Source organism: Candidatus Accumulibacter similis (genome assembly GCA_013347225.1).
Taxonomy (GTDB): domain Bacteria; phylum Pseudomonadota; class Gammaproteobacteria; order Burkholderiales; family Rhodocyclaceae; genus Accumulibacter; species Accumulibacter similis.
This window is the reverse complement of the sequence record CP054595.1, coordinates 1,894,443-1,912,338: the sequence shown is the minus strand read 5'-3', so window position 1 is coordinate 1,912,338 and position 17,896 is coordinate 1,894,443. Positions and strand designations below refer to the sequence as shown.

Here is a 17,896-nt window from a genome sequence, read left to right as displayed (position 1 = left end):
AAAGGAAACCAGGATGAAGCTTTTCGACTCGCTGACCCATGTGACCCGTGACGGCAGCTGGTGCGGCGAGCGGCGCTACGACGCATCGCTCGCCAAGCTGCTGCAGGACATGGAGGAAGGCAACGTGTACCGCGCCTGCCTGGTCGCCATCGCGGATTACGTTGACAACGAGATCATCATCGAGTCGGCGCGCACGCACCCAGAGCGGTTCGTCCCCATCGCCGGCCTCAACCCGCGCAGCCTGCCGACCCTGCGCCGCGTCGAGGCGGTCGTGGCCGAACTGGCAGCACAGGGTTTCGCCGGCATCAAGCTCCATCCGCGCATGAACGGCTACGATCCGCTCGACGCGAAGTGCATCGCCGTCTTCGATGCCGCGGCCGAGCACGGGCTGGTGATCATGCTCGACACGCTGTTCCGGCGTCGCGGACTGGCGACGACGAACGCCCCCGACACGATCGACTACATCGCCAACGCCTGCCCGGACACGCGCATCCTGCTGCTGCACGCCGCCGGCCCGTCGATGCTCGACCTGTTCGAGATCGTTCGCGCCAACCCGAACCTGATGCTCGACTTCTCCTTCACACTGATGCGCTACGCCGGCAGCCGCCTCGACGACGACATGCGCTACCTGTTCTCGACGACGGACCAGTTAATCACCATCGGCTCCGACTTTCCCGAATACCCGCCGGCGACGATCCGCGAACGTTTCGCCATGCTCAGCCAGGGCATCGAACCGCACCGCATCGAGAACATCATGTACCGCAACCTCGAGCGTCTGTTTGCCGGCTATCAGGTGCCAGCCCGATGAACGGCGAGCAGCAGGCCGGCGTCTTTGTCGCCCTGCCCGGCCAGACTCAGGCGGGTGCGACCGCCTCCCGCGACGGCACGCCCTGGTTGCTCCCCGCCCTGCTCGTCGCTGCCCTCGCCCTGCGCCTGGCGTTCTTCACCGGCTGCTTCGGTTCGGACGAGGTCACCTACACCGAGCAGGCGCTGAAGATTGCTCAAGGACAGTGGGCCCGCGCCGACTACATCGGCGCCGTTCGCCTGGGAATCAGCCTGCCGGTCGGATTCCTGGTCTGGCTGTTCGGCCGCAGCGAGTTCGTCGCCAACCTCTGGTCACTGCTCTGTTCGCTCGGCGAAATTGCCCTCGTGTATCTGATCGCACGGCGATTCTGGGGCGAGCGGGCCGGCCTTCTGTCGGGGCTCGTCCTCGCTTTCACCCCCCTGCACGCCCACTACGCCGGCCGCCTGATGGCCGACGCGCCGCTCGCCTTCTTCGTCAGCCTGAGCTTCTTCGCCCTCTTCGAGGGGGATCGCAGTGGCCGGCGCGCGTACTACCTCTGCGCCGGGCTGGCAGCCGGTTTCGTCTGGTGGATCAAGAGCTCGGTCGCGCTCGTCTACGTCCTCGTCTTTGCCCTCTACCTCATTCGCGAAAAGCGCTTGCACAGCAAGTGGCTGCTCATGGCCACGGGCTTCCTCGCGATGCTCCTGCTGAACGGGCTGCTCTTCCTCGGCATGGAGGGCGACTTCTGGAAGATCTGGCGGATGACGACCTCGGGCGCAGCCGAGTACGTCCAGAAAGTGAGCGCGAGCAACGACCCGACGTTCTACCTGCGCCTCCTCATGCTCGACATCAAGCACACGTGGCTGCTCGGGCCGCTGGCAGCGGCGGGGCTCCTCCTCTGGCTGACGCGACAGCGGCACGATGACGGTCTGACCCGCGTGGCGCTCTGGTGCCTCGGACTGATCGGCGTCTTCAGCCTCTTCATCGTCTCGTTCAAGCCGCTGCTGCTGATCACCAAGCAGGTCAACTACGCGATCGTGTTCCTCGCTCCGCTGGCGTTGCTCGCGGGCTACGCGCTGTCGCGCCTCGGCAATCGCCTGTCGATCCTTGTCGCCGTGACAGTGATCATTCCTCTCGGCATCATCGGCAGCGCGCTGGAACAACAGGTGATCCAGTCCTTCGTCGCCAACAGCAAGGCGGCGCTCCGCTTCGCCAGCGAGCGTCCGGCAAGCGTCGTCTTTGGCATGACGAGCGCCATTCGCACCGGCAACTACGCGCGACTCTTCGCGGGTTCGCCCCGCGAAGTGCCGCAGATCGCCGATATCCAGTTGCTGGCCACAGGGGCCCCGGGCATCGCCCTGGACAAGGACGCCGACGGCTTTGTCGCCTACGCGATCTTCGATCGTCAGACTGCGGACTGGGGCCAGCAGGGCCCGTATTCCCGCCTGGAGGGCTTGCCCCGCTGCTGGATCCGACTCGGCGAACTCGAGCCGACCGGCATGGGGCTCGGGTCACGGATCGTCGACGGGCTGCGGTCAGTGGCAGCGGTCCTGCCTGCCACGGTCGGCCAGAAAGTGGCGGGCCAGCTCGATCCGCTCGCACGCCCCCTGCCGGCGACGATCTACGGCATCGGCGCGGACTGCCTCATGCGCGACGCCAGTGGCGAAACCGCACGCTGAGGATGGTACGGTGGCGGCGGGAATCTGCGCCCGATTGGTCATTCGATCACGGTCTCACGTTTGTCCGCGAGCTATCGTTCGCCTCGCCGCGGACCCGGCGCGACCGGCTCGCGATCGGAGCCCAGCGATGGCGCAAGGCATCGCTGCCAGACACGGATCGCCGGGCCATCAGGCCAGTCCCCCGGCGACTAACCGCGGGCAGCCCAGGCGGCCGGCCTTTCTTGACGAGGAGCAAGCCCGATGCAGGCGCGATTTGACATTCCCGGACACGTATATATTGCGCTCACGCTGCTGTTCACGGTGTATGGCCAACTCGTCCTGAAGTGGCAGATGAGCGACGTCGGCCCACTGCCCGAGGGCGCGTTCAGCAAGCTGCAATTCCTGTTGCTGCAGTTTCTCAACCCGTGGATCATGACCGGTCTGGCTTCCGCCTTTCTCGCATCGCTGGCGTGGATGGCAGCCATGACACGCCTCGACCTGAACTACGCCTACCCGTTCATGAGCCTCGCTTTCCTCATCGTCATGGCCTTTTCGGTACTCTTCCTAAATGAGGCTCTCTCGCTGCAGCGGATTCTCGGCACACTGCTGGTGGTCACCGGGCTGGTGATCATGACTCGCTGAGCGTCGCGCAACCTTTCCCACGCTACCTCGCTTCTGCGACACATTGACCTCTCGTCAGGACCCACACCGATGATCCCGTTCAACAAGCCGTACATGACCGGCAAGGAACTCTGGTACATCTCACAAGCACATGCCGCCGGACACCTCGCCGGCGACGGACAGTTCACCCGGCATTGCAGCAACTGGCTGGAAAGCCGCATCGGCTGCCGCAAGGCCCTGCTCACCCACTCCTGCACCGCAGCGCTGGAGATGGCGGCGATCCTGGCTGACATCAAGGAGGGTGACGAGGTGATCATGCCTTCCTACACCTTCGTCTCGACCGCCAACGCCTTCGCCCTCCGTGGTGCGGTCCCGGTCTTCGTCGACATCCGGGCCGATACGCTCAACATCGACGAAACACGCATAGAGGAAGCCATCACGCCGCGCACCAGGGCCATCGTCCCTGTGCACTACGCCGGCGTCGCCTGCGAGATGGACAGCATCATGGACATCGCCCGACGCTACGGGTTGCTGGTCATCGAGGATGCGGCGCAGGGAATCATGGCCACCTACAAGGGCAGGCCACTGGGCAGCATCGGCCACTTGGCAGCGTTGTCGTTTCATGAAACGAAGAACATCATCTCCGGTGAGGGTGGTGCACTGCTGATCAACGATGCCAGCCTGGTGAACAGGGCGGAGATCGTTCGCGAGAAGGGCACCAACCGCAGTCAGTTCTTTCGCGGGCAAGTCGACAAATATACCTGGGTCGATATCGGGTCTTCATATCTCCCCGGAGAAATCATCGCCGCCTTCCTCTGGGCGCAGATGGAAGAAGCCGACGCCATCAACAAACGCCGGCTCGCCCTCTGGTCGACCTACCATCAGTGGTTCCGACGGGTCGAGGAGAACGGCGCCTGCAGGCGGCCGCACGTTCCGCGTGACTGCTCGCACAATGCGCACATGTATTACCTGCTGCTACCCGACCTCGAACGGCGAACCCGGTTCATCGAACAGATGAGGGCGCACGCCATCGGCGCGGTGTTCCACTACGTCCCGCTGCACAGCGCGCCGATGGGCCAACGGCTGGGACGCATCTGCGGCAGCATGAGCCAGACCGATTCCCTGTCGGAACGTCTCGTCCGCATGCCCCTGTGGCTTGGCCTCGAGGACGAGCAGGCACGCATCATCCAGGAAGCGACCAACGCTCTTGCCTGACGGCGACCTCGCCGGCAGCGCAGTCCGGCTGCGGCGCGCATGCTGCCATGTTCCGCGGAGTGCCGCTAGAATGCGAAGTGCGCCCGATCCTGCCGACGGCGCTGCAAGACTGTCGCCGGATGGATGCGCTGCCCCCGCGCGGCCAGGACGGCACAAACCCGAACGGGACGCGCTGCGCAACGAGCCACCGGCGCTTCCCCCGACCTCCCACCACCGCACCTGAGAACAGGAAAGCCGAGCATGTTCAGTGATGCCAACCGGTCCCGCCACCTCCCTGACCATCCAGTCGTACGCCTTGCCTGCGTCATCGCCCTGTGGGGCCTGACCGGGGTCGCCAGTGCGCAGGTGAAGAACGTGACGGCTGCCGAGATGGCCGCGGTGCCACGCTACTGCCCCTTTACACACGCCTTCGGCCGCAGCGGAACAACGGACAACCCTTCCCCAGAAGCCAAACCCTGGGTCGCGATCATGGGTCCCACATTCTGGCACATGCACCATTACTGCTGGGGGAAATTGAACCTGCTGCGCGCAATGCGCAGCACCGCCACTGAGCAGGAACGGGCCCACCTTCTCGGCAGCGTCGTGGCCGACTACTGGTATGTCGCCCAACGGGCACCGCGCGACTTCATCCTGCTCCCCGAGATCTACGTCGGGATGGGCGAGATCGAGCTGCGTCGCGCTCGCCCGCAGGAGGCGAACAAGGCTTTCGCCGAAGCCAGGGCGCTGAAGCCCGACTACTGGCCGGGCTATTCGCACTGGGCCGACTTCCTGATGCGCTCGGGACAGAAGGCCGAGGCGAAGCAGCTGGTCAGGAGTGGCCTGGAACACAATCCGGACGCAAAGACTCTGCGCGAGCAGTATCGCCTGCTCGGCGGCAACCCGTCGGAGATCGTCTCCCGGGTGAAGGAGGGCAAGCTGACGGACCCGATTGACGATGGCGAATCACTCATGCTCTTCGAAGAATCCGAACCCGGGCAGGCAACCGCCGGTGCTGCGCATCGCGGCGCCGTGACACAGTGATGCAGGCACCGGCCCGCGGCCCCGCAAGGCGGCGGCGCGTTCCGGCGTGTCGCGAGACGCGCGCCGTCTGGTTTCCGGCAGCCGGGTGCAAAAAGTGCTTGAGCACGGGGAAGCCGGCCGGTATAATCCGCCGCTCAAACACGGCAAGGCGCCCGTAGCTCAGCTGGATAGAGTACTTGGCTACGAACCAAGGGGTCGGGCGTTCGAATCGCTCCGGGCGTGCCAACAGCAGCAAGCACTCAAGCCACCGTCGCGGTGGCTTTTTTGTCGTCTCCCGGCGGCCGGCCACCGGACAGCCCGAACGTATGAAACCGAGTGTACGGCGAAACCGCGCGCCTCTTCGCAAGACAGGAGTCAGCATCCAGGAGCGACTGTACCGATCCGGCGCGATGGCCCGGGCGAGTGGCCCGCTGGCCGGTCTTGTACAGGCCGTGGCGGGTGCAGAGGCTCCGAATCCCGATCATGAACAGCTGGGCGGCCGGGTTGTCCGGACGCTTCAAGCCGACGGCATCAGCCGCCGCCAGGCACTTGGACCTTGTTGCGGAGGCCCGGCTTGAGAATCCTGCTCACGGGCAAGAACGGGCAGGTTGGCTTCGAACTGCAGCGCGCCCTCGCGCCGCTGGGCGAGGTCGTCGCGGTCGGCCACGGGGAATGCGAGCTGGCCGAGCCGGACGCCATCCGCCGACTGGTCCGCACCGTTCGCCCGGCGGTCATCGTCAACCCGGCCGCCTACACCGCCGTCGACAGGGCGGAGACCGATCGCGAACCGGCTTTCGCGGTCAACGCAACGGCGCCGCGAATCCTCGGCGAGGAAGCTTCGCGACTCGGTGCATTCGTCGTCCACTACTCGACCGACTATGTCTTCGACGGCATGAAGGGCGGACTCTACGACGAAACGGACGCGACCCGGCCATGCAGCGCCTACGGCCAAAGCAAGCGCGAAGGCGAACTCGCCCTGCAGGACGCCACCCGGCACCACCTGATCCTGCGTACCGCGTGGGTTGCCGGCGCACACGGCGCCAGCTTCGCCAAGACCATGCTCCGGCTGGCGAGCGAGCGCGACAGCCTCAATGTCGTCGCCGACCAGTGGGGAACGCCGACTTCGGCCGCGCTGCTGGCCGACATCACCGCTCATCTCGTTCGCCAGCAGCAGCGGGGGCACGATCCGGAAGCCTTCCCCTACGGCATCTACCATTGTGTTGCCGACGGCGCGACCAACTGGTGCGACTACGCCCGCTTCGTCGTTGGCGAGGCCATCCGCTCAGGCAGAAAGCTCCGGGCGGACCCGGCCGCGATCAGAGCGATCACGACTGCGGAATATCCGACCGCTGCCCGCCGCCCGCGCAATTCCCGCCTCGACACGGGCAAGCTGCGCCATGCCTTTGGCTTCGAGCTGCCGCACTGGCAGACCTGCATGCAGCACGTCCTGCAGCAGATCCTCAGCGCCTGAACCACCAACCAGAAGACAGCAACAGGACCACCGATGATCGTCACCGCCACCGCCATCCCGGACGTGCTGCTCATCGAACCCAAGGTGTTCGGAGACGAGCGCGGATACTTCTTCGAGAGCTTCAATGCACGTTCGTTCGCCCGTGCCACGGGCCTCAACCTCGCGTTCGTGCAGGACAACCACTCCCGGTCGGCGCAACACGTTCTGCGCGGACTGCATTACCAGCTGCCGCCAAAGGCCCAGGGCAAGCTGGTGCTGGTCGTGCAGGGCAGCGTCTTCGACGTCGCGGTTGACCTGCGCCGGCACTCGCCAAGCTTTGGCCGCTGGGTTGGCCATGGGCTCAGTGCGGACAACAAGAGGCAACTGTGGATTCCGCCCGGCTTCGCCCATGGCTTCCTGGTGCTGTCGGAAAGCGCCGACTTCCTCTACAAGACAACCGACTACTACTCGCCGGAGCACGAGCGGAACCTGCTCTGGAACGATCCGGAGATCGGCATCGACTGGCCACTCGACTGTCCGCCGATCCTCGCCCGCAAGGACGCAGCCGCACCGCCGCTGGCGGCGGCCGACCTCTTCCCTTGAAAGCGTCGTCGCGAGTTGGTGATCCACACCCCGGCAGCGACTGCAGCCACGGCGGCAGATCGTCAACGCCGATCAGCCAGCGACAGCTTGCCCCGGGAGATGACACATGCGAAGATTAGCGACCGTCCAATCCATCGCTGACCGAATTGATCAGACAACACGTGCATCCACACCAACACGGCATCAACATCGAAGCGCTGCTGGCGCACGTACCGCTGTTCAACGGACTGGAAGCCGACGAAATTGCCCGCCTCGCCCGCGGCTCGCGTGAAATCACTGCCACCCGGGGCGACATCCTGTTCCACAAGGGAGACACGCCCACCGGGTTCCATCTGATCGTCTACGGGCAGATCAAGCTGGCATTCACCTCGCCGCAAGGTGGCGAGAAGGTCGTCGACATCGTCGGCCAGGGGCAGACCTTCGGCGAAGCGGTGATGTTCATGGACAAGCCGTTCATGGTCTATGCCCAGGCACTCGCCGACTCGCTGCTGCTGCACATCTCGAAGAACGCGATCTTCGACGAACTGGACAAGGACCCGAAACTGGGCCGCAAGATGATTGCCGGACTGTCGATGCGCCTGCACCACCTGATCAACGATGTCGAGTCGTATTCGTTGCACTCGGGCCGGCAGCGAATCATTGGCTATCTGTTGCGCGAGTACCCGAACGGCGGTGAGCGGTCGGTCACCGTGACGCTGCCGACGAACAAGGGCGTCATCGCCTCCCGTCTCAACCTGACGCAGGAACACTTCTCACGCATCCTGCACGAGCTCTCGGAAAAAGGATTGATCGTCGTGGAGGGGCGGAAGATTCACATTCCCGACGTCGAGAAGCTGCGCCTCCATGATCACTGAGTCCGGCGGCACCCATACCAACCAAGAGGAGACAATGCAGAATGGCACTGGAAACCGAGATCAAGCTTAGTCTGCCGGCAACTGCCGTGCGCCGGCTGCCGGCGCATCCGCTGCTGGCCGCGAGCAAGCCGCTGCGACAGAAACTGGTCAATACCTATTACGACACCCCCGACCGGCGCCTGCAACGCAAACGCCTCGCCGTCCGCTACCGGCAGAAGGGCCAGGAATGGCTGCTCACCGTCAAGAGCGACGCGCCCGCGCCCGGCGGCCTGGCACAACGCAGCGAGTGGGAAGTGCCCGGCGAACCCGGAACATTCAACTTTGCCCACGTCGACAACCCCAAGCTGCGGCGCTTCCTCGAAGAGGCCACGCCCGAACTCGTGCCGGTCTTCACCACCGACTTCACGCGCAGCCTGTGGCTGCTGACGCCACGCGAGGGCAGCCGCATCGAGGTCGCCCTCGACCGCGGAACGATCAATGCCGGTGAACGCAAGGAAAGCATCTGTGAACTCGAACTCGAACTGCTGGAGGGAGACGCCGCCGACCTCTTCACCACCGCGCTTGCCCTGCAGGCCGACTTGCCACTGCACCCCGAAAGCCCCAGCAAGGCCGAGCGCGGCTATCGCCTGGCAAACGACGCCAAACTGGCACCAGCCAAGGCGGGACCGGTGCCGCTGACCATGGGAATGACCAGCATCGGCGTCTTCCGCAGCACCGCCTTCTCCTGTCTCTCCCAACTGCAGGGCAACGAGCGCGGCGTCCGTGAAACCGATGCGCCCGAGTTCATCCACCAGGCGCGCGTCTCGATCCGTCGCCTGCGCTCGGCGATCCGCTTGTGGCGACCACTGCTGCCCGAGGACTACGTCAGCAACTTCGACCCGCGTTGGCGAACACTGGCCAACCAACTCGGCGACACGCGCAACTGGGACGTCTTCATCACCGAGATCCTGCCGCCGATCGTCAAGGCCTTCCCGGATCACGGCGACGTCCAGCGACTGTCGTCGCAGGCGCGAAACCACCTGGTGTCCTGCCGCAAGGCGGCGCAGGCGGCGATCAAGGCGGATACCTACTCGCGACTGCTACTCGAGTTCACCGCCGCGACGCTGGCCCTGCCGGAAAGCAGGAAACCGCCCATCACCGTCTTTGCGCCTCGCTCGCTGAACAAGCGCGCAAAACGTGTCGCCGCGCTCGCAGCCGAAACCCGCGATTCGAACCCGGAGGCCCGGCATGCCCTGCGGGTCGCGCTGAAACGCCTGCGCTACGCGCTCGAGTTCTTCGCACCGCTGTTCCCGGCGAAGCGACTGCAGCGCTATCACCAGGGAGCCGCCGGCCTGCTCGACCTGCTCGGACGAATGAACGACGCTGCCGTCGCCGAACAACTCGTCGTGCAGGCCGTTCCAGGGCAACACAGCGACCTCGTGCGCGCCTGGCTGGCGGGCCGCAACGACCTCATGCTGGCGCAACTCGAGCCGCTGCTGGCCGAGTTCCTCAGCCACCCGGCACCTTGGGAGCATGGCTGACCGGGTTGCCGGCGGCCCCGGACACTGAACTGGCACCGATGAGCCTGCCGGGCGACGTTGGCTGTCGACCGGCGACCACCATCCGCGTCGGCAGGCCGGGCAGGGCCTTGATTCGCTCCGCATGCCTGCTCCTGCTGGCGGGCTGGGTGAGCACCGTCGGAGCCGCCGAGCTGCCGCCCGCCGTCAGCCGCGCACTCGAGCAGGCGGGAATCCCAGCCCGCTCGGTCGGCATAGTCGTGCAGGCGGTCGACGGCGGGACGCCGCTGCTCGCGCACAACGCGCGGCAGCCGCTCAACCCGGCGTCGGCGATGAAGCTGCTGACGACCTATGCAGGCCTCGAGCTCCTCGGACCGGCCCACACCTGGCGCACCGAGGCACTCGGCGAGGCTGCGGCCCGCGACGGCCGGCTGGATGGCAACCTCTACCTGCGCGGCAGCGGCGATCCGCGGCTCGGCCTGGAACAGTTCTGGCTGCTGCTGCGGCAGATTCGTCTGCGCGGCGTCGGCGAGATCAGGGGCGACGTGGTGCTCGACCGCAGCGCCTTTGCCGTCGGCGAACACGATCCGGGCGCCTTCGACGGCCAGCCGCTGCGCCCCTACAACGCGGGTCCCGACGCGCTGCTGGTCAACCTCGCGAGCATCCGGCTGACGCTGCAGGCAGACCCGTCACACGCGGCGGTCCGGGTGATTGCCGAAACGCCGAGCGATGGCCTGCGCGTCAGCAATCGCCTCAGCCTCGGCCGCGAAGCCTGCGGCGACTGGCGCGAGCAGATCAGGCCCACGGTCAGCGGCCAGACGATCGAACTTGCCGGCAGCTTTCCGGCGAGCTGCGGCGAGAAGGCGCTGCATCTCATGCCGTGGACCGCGGATGCACAGGTTGAGGGGCTCTTCCGCGCACTCTGGAACGAGCTTGGCGGCAGCTTCAGCGGGCGTGTGCGCGCCGGGCGGACACCCGCGACGGCCAGCGTCGTCGCCATCCAGGAATCACCGCCACTCGCCGAGGTGGTACGCGAGATCAACAAGTACAGCAACAACGTCATGGCCCGCCAACTGTTCCTCAGCCTCGATGGCGAGCGTCCCGCCACCGCCGAGGGTGCGCGCCGGCAGGTCGGCTCCTGGCTGCAGGCGAAGGGCCTGAAGATGCCCGAACTGGTGCTCGACAACGGTTCGGGGCTGTCGCGCAGCGAGCGCATCTCGGCCGACTCGCTGGCGCAGCTGCTGCGCGTCGCCTGGCAGAGCCCCGTCATGCCCGAGTTCGTCGCCTCGCTGCCGCTTGCCGGAGTGGACGGCACGCTGCGCAAGCGCCTCAACGGCAGTGCCGCCGTCGGCAGGGCGCATCTCAAGACCGGCTACCTCGAGGGCGTGCGCGCAGTCGCCGGCTACCTGCTCGATCAGGGCGGCAGGCGCTGGATCGTCGTCTGCCTCATCAACGACCCGAAAGCAAGGCTTGGCAAACCGGTGATCGACGCCCTGCTGCAGTGGCTGGCGGAGCGCTGACCGCCCTCACTTGCCACCGCGCTTGCGGACTGCCGGCGCGATCAGCGGGTGATCGGAACGCGAATTCTCGCGCACCCGTTTCGGCGTCGCCGACTTGGAGAGCGCTGCCAGCGCGACGAACCAGGCTTTCGGCATGTCCACCGGCAACCCGGTCGGGATGCCGGCGACCTTGGCGGTCTCCATGAACGGATGACCGGGTTCCTCGAACCCTGGCTCGGTGCATGAAATGCAGGCAAAACCGCCGCGCAGGCAGGAGCCGACGCCGTGCCACGGCCGCAGGTTGCAGTCGGCGTTGGCCTGTGTCCCCTTGCAGCCCAGGTTCTCCATCAGACAGCCGAGGTCCGAGGGCTTCTGGGCGCTGGCCTTGAACTCGTAGTACTCGTTGCGCGGACAGCCGTGATGCACCAGTTGCTCGGTGTAGAAGCGCGGTCGCCGCCAGGCATCGAGGTCGGCTGCAGCTAGCGCATCGAGCGCCAGGGCGAGCAGCGTGTCGACCACCCAGCCGGGATGCGTCGGACAGCCTGCGACGTTGATCACCGGCAAACCCGAACGCGAACGGAAGTCGACGCCAAGCAGACCCCCCTGCTGGTCGCCGTCGAACTGCAGTCCACACGCCTCGCTGCGGTTCTCGCCCGCCGCAATGATGCCGCCGTAAGCGCTGCAGGTACCGATCGCCAGCACATGCCGAGCACGCGGCGCGAGCGCCTGCACCCACTCGATCAGCGGCCGGCGGGCCAGCGTCTGGAAGCGACCGCTGCCATTCGGACCACGCAGGAGCGCGCCTTCGATGCACAGCAGGTCGAACGGCAGGTCGCCAGCGACAGCGGCGCCGAGCAGCGCCAGCGTCTCGTTGCCGCTCGCCTCCGACAGCCCGGGGTGAAAACACAGCTCGATGCCGCTGTCCGCCAGTAGCGCCAGGACACCGCTGCGGCCGTCGCCACCGAGCAGCGACTGCGTGCAGCCCCCGCAGCCTGCCGCCTGCAGCCAGATGAGCTTCATCCGCGCGCCAGCCCGTAACGCACGAGCTTGCTGCGCAGGCCGACGCGCGACAGGCCGAGCTCACTCGCCGCCCGCGACTTGTTCCAGCGGTGGCGAATCAGCGTCTCCTTGAGGACACGCGCCTCGAGCGCCTCCATGCGCTCCCTGATGCCACCCGTCAGCGGCATCAGCTCGAGCAGAGCGTCTTCCTGCTGATTCACCGACGGCGTGCGCAGGATTCGCGGCGCCAGCAGGTCGGCGCCGAGTTGCGGCGTATCGGCGAGGGCGAGCATGCGCAGGATCTCGTTCTGCAGTTCGCGCACGTTGCCCGGCCACGGGTAGGCGGCCAGGCAGGCCAGCGCTTCGGTGCTGAAACCGGCAACCTTCTTGCCCAGGAACTTCTGACTGGCATCGAGCAGGCGGTCGGCGAGCAGCGGGATGTCCATCGCGCGCTCCCGTAGCGGCGGCACGCGCAGCGTCACGGTCGCCAGCCGATAGTAGAGATCCTCGCGGAATGTACCGGCACGCACCTCGGCCTCGAGATCGTGGTGCGTCGCAGCGACGACGCGCACATCGACCGACTGCGGCCGCGCCGCACCGAGTGGCCGGAACTCTCCCTCCTGCAGCACGCGCAGCAGCTTGACCTGGAAAACCGGGCTGGTATCGCCGATCTCGTCGAGGAAGATGGTGCCGCCATCGGCCTGCTGGAAGCGACCACTGCGATCCTCGTAGGCGCCGGTGAAGGCGCCACGCTTGTAGCCGAAGAGTTCGGCCTCGAGCAACTGGTCCGGCAGTGCACCGCAGTGCTCGACGACGAACGCCCTGTCGGCGCGCCGGCTGCGGTAGTGGATGGCGCGCGCAAGCATCTCCTTGCCGGTTCCCGATTCGCCGCTGATCAGCACCGACAGGTCGAAGGGCGCGATGCGCTCGACGAGCTCACAGACGGCGTTCAGCGGGCTCTGCGGGCTGCGGATCAGACCGTCGAGAGCGAACTCGCGGCGAGCACGTTCCTGCCTGCTGTCGACCCGCCGCGCCAGCACCGGCTCCGCCGTCCGCAGTTCGAGCGACAGGCGCTGATTTTCCTGCTGCAGGCGGTGAACGTTGGCCGCGGTCTGCAGCGTCAGCAGCAGTTGTTCGGGCTGCCAGGGCTTGAGCAGGTACTGGTAAATGCCGGCCTCATTGACACCGGCAATGATGTCCTCGGCATCGGTGTAACCCGAGAGGATGATGCGCAGGGTGTCCGGCCACTGGCTGCGCACCCGCCGCAGGAACTCGACGCCGCTCGTCCCGGGCATGCGCTGGTCGCAGACGATGATCTGCACCCACTCGCTTTCCATGATGCGCTGCGCTTCATCGGCGTTCGCCGCGGTGAAGACCTCGAAGTCCTCGTCGAGCGTGCGCCGCAGCGCTTCCTGCGAGCGCAGCTCGTCGTCGACGACGAGCACGGTCGGCAGGCGCGGTCTCGGATTGCCGGTCATGGCGCAGGCGTCCAGCCCAGCTCGCGGTGGACCGCCAGATGGCGCGGCGTCCAGGAGTGCGGCGTCTTGTGCACGAAATGGTGACGGGCGATGTGGTAGCTCGGGTCGAAACCGTAGAAGTTGCGCTCCATTTCCGCCAGTTCGGCGGCACGGTAACTGGCCAGCGGCCGCTGCAGCTCGTCGGCCTGGCGGCACGCGCGCTTCGCCCGCAGGCGGCTCGGAAGATCGGCTGCCAGCGAGAGTTCGCGCGCGCGGCGGGCGACGTCGATGCGAAAGGCGTCGGGATCGCCGCCCAGGCAGGCATCGAGCAGGCCGGCCGCGACACCGGCGCCGGCGCTCAGCGGCAGCCGTTGCTGCATGATCGCTTCTGCCGCCGCGGCGCCAACCCGTGCCGGCAGCAGGTACGTCCAGTACTCCGAGCCGTAGAGATTGCCCATGTTGCGATAGTGCGGGTTGAGGATCACGCCCGCGCGAGCCCAGACGAGGTCGGCGGCGCGCGCCAGAAAACAGCCGCCGGCAGCGCAGTTGCCCTGCAGGGCGGCGATCGTCAGCCTGTCGTCGGTACGGATGATCGCCTCGGCGAGATCATCGATGGCGTTGATGTTCGCCCATGACTCGTCGGCAGGCGATTCGGCGGCCTCGATCTGCTGCAGGTGGATGCCGTTCGACCAGTGATCGCGCCCGCCCATGAGGACGATGACCTGCAGTGGCCGCTGCCTGACCCAGTGATAGGCAGCCAGCAGGCGCCGGCACTGGCGGCTGCTCATCGCCCCGTTGTAGAACTCGAAATGCAGGAAGCCGACGGCATCGGCCTCCTCATAACGGATGTCCTGCCAGGTGCGGTGCGGCGCCGCCCAGCAGGCGGCGGGCGAGCCGGCCAGCGGCGCTTCGCCGACGCCCGCCAGTTGCGCGGCAAACACTTCGGTCGCCGGCAGCTTCAGCGAATCCGCCGGCGTGCAGCGGCGGACATGGCCGATCCACACCGCGCCATCGACGGTGGCGCGCAGGATCGCCGTCTCGCGCCAGGCGATCACGGCGCCGGGCGGGCCACCGCGCAGAAGGTCTTCCGGCCAGGCATCGAAGAGCAGGCACGGCTCGCCGAAAAGCTCGTCGGCAACCCCCGGGAAACCATCGGCAGCATGCAGACGAGCGAGAACGCGCGAGCTGTCGTCGCGCTGCCAGTCGATCGCCCGCTCGCGCTGCCGCAGGAGCGGGCGCAGTTCGCTGCCGGCAGCCGTCGCCCCCTGTGCCAGCGGCGCCGGCACGAAATCACCGGCCACGAAACGCTCGACCGCGCGCAGCACCGCCTGCGTCGCCGCTTCGCTCACCTCGTGGCGATAGATGCTCGACTTGCGGCCGAGGCGCATCGGGAAGACCGCCGACGCCCAGACCGGACCGGCATCCATCTCGCCGGTAGCCTGCAGCACCGTCACACCCCATTCGCGCTCGCCATCCTGGATCGCCCGGTCGAGCGCTGACGGCCCGCGGTCGCCAACGATTCCCGGATGGACGACGAGGCAGCAGTGCCGGCGCCAGATGGTTGCCGGAATCGCCCGCCGCAGGTAAGGCGCGATGATCAGGTCCGGGCGGAAGAGCGCCACCGCCTCCTCGGCCACCGCATCGGCGATGTCGTACTCGACCGACAGCGCGTGGCCATGCCCGGCCAGCTCGCAGTAAAGGCGCTGGCTGAGGCTGTTGAAAGCATGACAGAGCAGCAGGATGCGCATCTTCGCTGGCGGTTCAGCAGATGCGCGGCAACTGGTCGCCGCTCAGCCAGTCGACGATTCGCCGTCCGCCAAGGCTCGTGCTCATCTGCACGAAGCAGTGCGCATCGTCGTGCACACTGCCGATCAGGGCGGCGTGGCGCCCTAGCGGATGCGCGCGCATCGCCGCCAGGAGGCGTTCGGCATCGCCAGCGGCAACGATCGCCAGCAGCTTGCCCTCGTTGGCGACATAGAGCGGATCGAGGCCAAGGAACTCGCAGGCAGCCGCCACCTGCGGCTGCAGCGGCACGGCGTTTTCCTGCAGCATCATGCCGACCCGCGACTGCCGCGCAATCTCGTTCAAGGTGGTGGCGACACCGCCGCGCGTCGGGTCGCGCAGGACGTGAATGTCGGCTCCGCTGGCGCGCATGGCGGCAATCAGACCATGCAGCGGCGCCGTGTCGGAGACGATGTCGGCGGCGAAGCCGATGCTTTCGCGCTGCGCCATGATCGCCATGCCGTGCTCGCCAATGCCGCCCGAGACGATGATGCGGTCGCCCGGCCGCGCGCGGTCGCCGGACCAGTCCTCGCCGTCGGCGACGACGCCGACGCCGGTGGTAGTGATGTAGACGCCGTCGCCCCTGCCCCGCTGCACGACCTTGGTGTCGCCGGCAACCACCGGCACGCCGGCGGCAGTCGCGGCCTGCGCCATCGAGTCGACGATGCGCGCCAGGTCGGCGAGCGGGAAACCTTCCTCGAGGATGAAGCCGGCAGCCAGATAGAGCGGCGTCGCGCCCATGACCGCAACATCATTGATCGTCCCGTTCACCGACAGGCAACCGATGTCGCCGCCAGGGAAGAACAACGGCGAGACGACATGCGAGTCGGTGGACACGACCAGCCGGCCCACCGCCGCCGGCAACACGGCAGCGTCGTTGCCGCGCCCGGGATAGGGGTTGTCCAGACGGCTGGCGAAGAGCTCATCGATCAGTTGCGCCATCGCCCGGCCACCGCTGCCGTGCATCATTTCGACCCGGCCCTGGCGAAGGTCGAGTGGTCGCCCGTAAGCCTTGCGCAGCGGCTTCACGGCGCCACCGCTGCGTCGGCGAAACGGCCAAACGAGTAGTGCGCGGCACAGGCGCCTTCCGATGACACCATGCACGAGCCGATCGGGTTCTCCGGCGTGCACACGCTACCGAAGATGCGGCAGTCCTGCGGCCTCCTCGCACCGCGCAGCACCGCGCCGCACTCGCACGCCGGATGGTCCGGCACCGCCTGATAGCTGATCGGAAAGCGGCGCTCGGCGTCGAAGTCGGCGAAATCGCTGCGGATGCGCAGCGCGCTGTACGGCAACTCGCCGAGGCCGCGCCAGGCGAAGGAGCGCCGCAACTCGAAGACCTCGGCAACGAGTTGCTGCGCCTTGCGGTTGCCGTCGCGCGTCACGGCACGGGCAAACTCGTTCTCGACCACCGCCCTGCCGGCATTGACCTGCGCGATCAGCATCAGGACCGCCTGCATCACGTCGAGCGGCTCGAAGCCGGCGATGACGACCGGCTTGCGGTACTCGGCGGCGAAGAACTCATACGGCCGGCTGCCGATGATCGTCGACACGTGTGCCGGGCCGATGAAGCCATCGAGCCGGACACTGCCCCACTGGCGCACTTCCGGTGACTCGAGGATGCTGGCGATCGCCGCCGGCGTCAGCACATGGCAGCAAAGCACCGAGAAGTTCTTCAACCCGAGCGCTTGCGCCTGCCTGATGGCGACGGCCGTCGGCGGCGTCGTCGTCTCGAAGCCGATGGCGAAGAAGACCACCTGGCGCTGCGGGTTCTCCTGTGCCAGACGCAGCGCGTCGGCGCAGGAATAGATCATCCGGATTTCGCCGCCACCACCCAGCGCGGCCTTCGCCCGCAGCAGCGACAGGCCGCCGGAAGCCGGCACGCGCAGCGGGTCGCCATAGCTGCAGAGGATGACGCCCTCGTCCGTCGCCAGGCGGATCGCCATGTCGATGCGGCCGATCGGCAGCACGCAGACCGGGCAACCGGGACCGTGGACCATGCGCACGTTCGCCGGCAGCAGGTCGCTGACGCCGTAACGGGCAATCGCATGTGTGTGGCCGCCGCAGAACTCCATGAAGTGATAGTCGCGCCGCGGCTGCGCCGCCTGGCGGATCGCCGACGCCAGCCCGCGAGCCAGATCCCGGTCGCGGAATTCGTCGATGAACTTCATCTGGCGGCAGCAGCGGCCCGCGACACCCGCATTGCGCGATCTCCCTGCCCGAAAGCCCTCAGGCGGTCCAGGCTGTCGGCTCCTGCACGGCCGCCACGCCCAACTCGGCAAACAGCGCCAGGGTTTTCCCGGCTTCGTCCGGATCGAGGCGGGTCAGCGCGTAGCCGACATGCACGATCACGTAATCTCCGACAGCGACGTCGTCGACGAGTGCCAGCGAGACCTCCTTGCCGACGCCGCCGATGTCGACCATCGCCTGCTCGCCGGGCAGCAGCTGGACCACTCGACAGGGCAGTGCGAGACACATG

At 67.0% G+C, this 17,896-nt stretch carries 16 protein-coding genes and 1 tRNA gene; 11 read left to right on the top strand and 6 right to left on the bottom strand.

Going from position 1 to position 17,896, the window contains the following annotated elements; genetic code table 11:
- The first annotated feature begins 13 nt into the window (after nucleotides 1-13).
- From HT579_08840 to dacB, 11 genes are all read left to right on the top strand, one after another.
- Complete coding sequence (locus tag HT579_08840; protein ID QKS28999.1) at nucleotides 14-808, top strand: amidohydrolase family protein; 795 nt, start codon at nucleotides 14-16, stop codon at nucleotides 806-808.
- Complete coding sequence (locus tag HT579_08835; protein QKS28998.1) at nucleotides 805-2,463, top strand: glycosyltransferase family 39 protein; 1,659 nt, start codon at nucleotides 805-807, stop codon at nucleotides 2,461-2,463. Before HT579_08840 ends, HT579_08835 begins: the two co-directional genes overlap by 4 nt.
- A 240-nt stretch (nucleotides 2,464-2,703) precedes the next feature.
- A complete protein-coding gene (locus tag HT579_08830; GenBank protein ID QKS28997.1) occupies nucleotides 2,704-3,084 on the top strand; it encodes an EamA family transporter in 381 nt (126 codons plus the stop codon).
- Nucleotides 3,085-3,153: 69 nt separating this feature from the next.
- Nucleotides 3,154-4,278: a dTDP-4-amino-4,6-dideoxygalactose transaminase gene (rffA, locus tag HT579_08825; protein ID QKS28996.1), complete on the top strand. Its 1,125-nt coding sequence runs from the start codon at nucleotides 3,154-3,156 to the stop codon at nucleotides 4,276-4,278.
- A 240-nt stretch (nucleotides 4,279-4,518) separates the two neighbouring features.
- The gene (locus tag HT579_08820; GenBank protein QKS28995.1) at nucleotides 4,519-5,298 is read left to right on the top strand and encodes a tetratricopeptide repeat protein; all 780 of its coding nucleotides are present in this window, start codon (nucleotides 4,519-4,521) and stop codon (nucleotides 5,296-5,298) included.
- A 148-nt stretch (nucleotides 5,299-5,446) separates the two neighbouring features.
- Nucleotides 5,447-5,523: transfer RNA gene (locus tag HT579_08815), tRNA-Arg, on the top strand.
- 328 nt (nucleotides 5,524-5,851) lie between these two features.
- Nucleotides 5,852-6,748, top strand: a complete 897-nt coding sequence (gene rfbD / locus HT579_08810) for a dTDP-4-dehydrorhamnose reductase (GenBank protein QKS28994.1) — start codon at nucleotides 5,852-5,854, stop codon at nucleotides 6,746-6,748.
- Between the two features lie 33 nt (nucleotides 6,749-6,781).
- Complete coding sequence (gene rfbC / locus HT579_08805) at nucleotides 6,782-7,330, top strand: dTDP-4-dehydrorhamnose 3,5-epimerase (protein QKS28993.1); 549 nt, start codon at nucleotides 6,782-6,784, stop codon at nucleotides 7,328-7,330.
- A gap of 161 nt (nucleotides 7,331-7,491) precedes the next feature.
- On the top strand, nucleotides 7,492-8,184 hold the full coding sequence (locus HT579_08800; protein ID QKS28992.1) for a Crp/Fnr family transcriptional regulator: 693 nt from the start codon (nucleotides 7,492-7,494) through the stop codon (nucleotides 8,182-8,184).
- Nucleotides 8,185-8,225: 41 nt separating this feature from the next.
- On the top strand, nucleotides 8,226-9,704 hold the full coding sequence (locus tag HT579_08795; GenBank protein ID QKS28991.1) for a CHAD domain-containing protein: 1,479 nt from the start codon (nucleotides 8,226-8,228) through the stop codon (nucleotides 9,702-9,704).
- A gap of 170 nt (nucleotides 9,705-9,874) precedes the next feature.
- Nucleotides 9,875-11,200, top strand: coding sequence for a D-alanyl-D-alanine carboxypeptidase/D-alanyl-D-alanine-endopeptidase (gene dacB, locus HT579_08790; GenBank protein QKS31581.1), 1,326 nt, complete (start codon nucleotides 9,875-9,877; stop codon nucleotides 11,198-11,200).
- A 6-nt stretch (nucleotides 11,201-11,206) separates the two neighbouring features.
- On the opposite strand, the gene HT579_08785 is transcribed toward dacB, so the two are convergent.
- From HT579_08785 to HT579_08760, 6 genes are read right to left on the bottom strand one after another with little or no spacing between them, the layout of a single operon-like run.
- The gene (locus HT579_08785) at nucleotides 11,207-12,199 is read right to left on the bottom strand and encodes a HupU protein (protein ID QKS28990.1); all 993 of its coding nucleotides are present in this window, start codon (nucleotides 12,197-12,199) and stop codon (nucleotides 11,207-11,209) included.
- Complete coding sequence (locus tag HT579_08780; protein QKS28989.1) at nucleotides 12,196-13,656, bottom strand: sigma-54-dependent Fis family transcriptional regulator; 1,461 nt, start codon at nucleotides 13,654-13,656, stop codon at nucleotides 12,196-12,198. Before HT579_08780 ends, HT579_08785 begins: the two co-directional genes overlap by 4 nt.
- Entirely contained in the window at nucleotides 13,653-15,383 is a 1,731-nt protein-coding gene (locus tag HT579_08775) for a hydrogenase maturation protein (GenBank protein ID QKS28988.1), read from the bottom strand. Before HT579_08775 ends, HT579_08780 begins: the two co-directional genes overlap by 4 nt.
- Before the next feature lie 13 nt (nucleotides 15,384-15,396).
- Nucleotides 15,397-16,386, bottom strand: a complete 990-nt coding sequence (hypE, locus tag HT579_08770; GenBank protein ID QKS31580.1) for a hydrogenase expression/formation protein HypE — start codon at nucleotides 16,384-16,386, stop codon at nucleotides 15,397-15,399.
- Nucleotides 16,387-16,442: 56 nt separating this feature from the next.
- Nucleotides 16,443-17,588: a hydrogenase formation protein HypD gene (hypD, locus tag HT579_08765; protein ID QKS28987.1), complete on the bottom strand. Its 1,146-nt coding sequence runs from the start codon at nucleotides 17,586-17,588 to the stop codon at nucleotides 16,443-16,445.
- 58 nt (nucleotides 17,589-17,646) lie between these two features.
- On the bottom strand, nucleotides 17,647-17,895 hold the full coding sequence (locus HT579_08760) for a HypC/HybG/HupF family hydrogenase formation chaperone (protein QKS28986.1): 249 nt from the start codon (nucleotides 17,893-17,895) through the stop codon (nucleotides 17,647-17,649).
- Nucleotide 17,896 lies beyond the last annotated feature (1 nt).

What these genes read in the sequence shown, in the direction of transcription:
- HT579_08820 (QKS28995.1), top strand. Translation starts at nt 4,519, where the DNA reads ATGTTCAGTGATGCCAACCGGTCCCGCCACCTCCCTGACCATCCAGTC.
- hypD (QKS28987.1), bottom strand. Translation starts at nt 17,588, where the DNA reads ATGAAGTTCATCGACGAATTCCGCGACCGGGATCTGGCTCGCGGGCTG.
- HT579_08785 (QKS28990.1), bottom strand. Translation starts at nt 12,199, where the DNA reads ATGAAGCTCATCTGGCTGCAGGCGGCAGGCTGCGGGGGCTGCACGCAG.
- HT579_08840 (QKS28999.1), top strand. Translation starts at nt 14, where the DNA reads ATGAAGCTTTTCGACTCGCTGACCCATGTGACCCGTGACGGCAGCTGG.
- hypE (QKS31580.1), bottom strand. Translation starts at nt 16,386, where the DNA reads ATGATGCACGGCAGCGGTGGCCGGGCGATGGCGCAACTGATCGATGAG.
- rfbC (QKS28993.1), top strand. Translation starts at nt 6,782, where the DNA reads ATGATCGTCACCGCCACCGCCATCCCGGACGTGCTGCTCATCGAACCC.
- HT579_08780 (QKS28989.1), bottom strand. Translation starts at nt 13,656, where the DNA reads ATGACCGGCAATCCGAGACCGCGCCTGCCGACCGTGCTCGTCGTCGAC.
- rffA (QKS28996.1), top strand. Translation starts at nt 3,154, where the DNA reads ATGATCCCGTTCAACAAGCCGTACATGACCGGCAAGGAACTCTGGTAC.
- HT579_08775 (QKS28988.1), bottom strand. Translation starts at nt 15,383, where the DNA reads ATGCGCATCCTGCTGCTCTGTCATGCTTTCAACAGCCTCAGCCAGCGC.
- HT579_08795 (QKS28991.1), top strand. Translation starts at nt 8,226, where the DNA reads ATGGCACTGGAAACCGAGATCAAGCTTAGTCTGCCGGCAACTGCCGTG.
- HT579_08830 (QKS28997.1), top strand. Translation starts at nt 2,704, where the DNA reads ATGCAGGCGCGATTTGACATTCCCGGACACGTATATATTGCGCTCACG.
- HT579_08760 (QKS28986.1), bottom strand. Translation starts at nt 17,895, where the DNA reads ATGTGTCTCGCACTGCCCTGTCGAGTGGTCCAGCTGCTGCCCGGCGAG.
- HT579_08835 (QKS28998.1), top strand. Translation starts at nt 805, where the DNA reads ATGAACGGCGAGCAGCAGGCCGGCGTCTTTGTCGCCCTGCCCGGCCAG.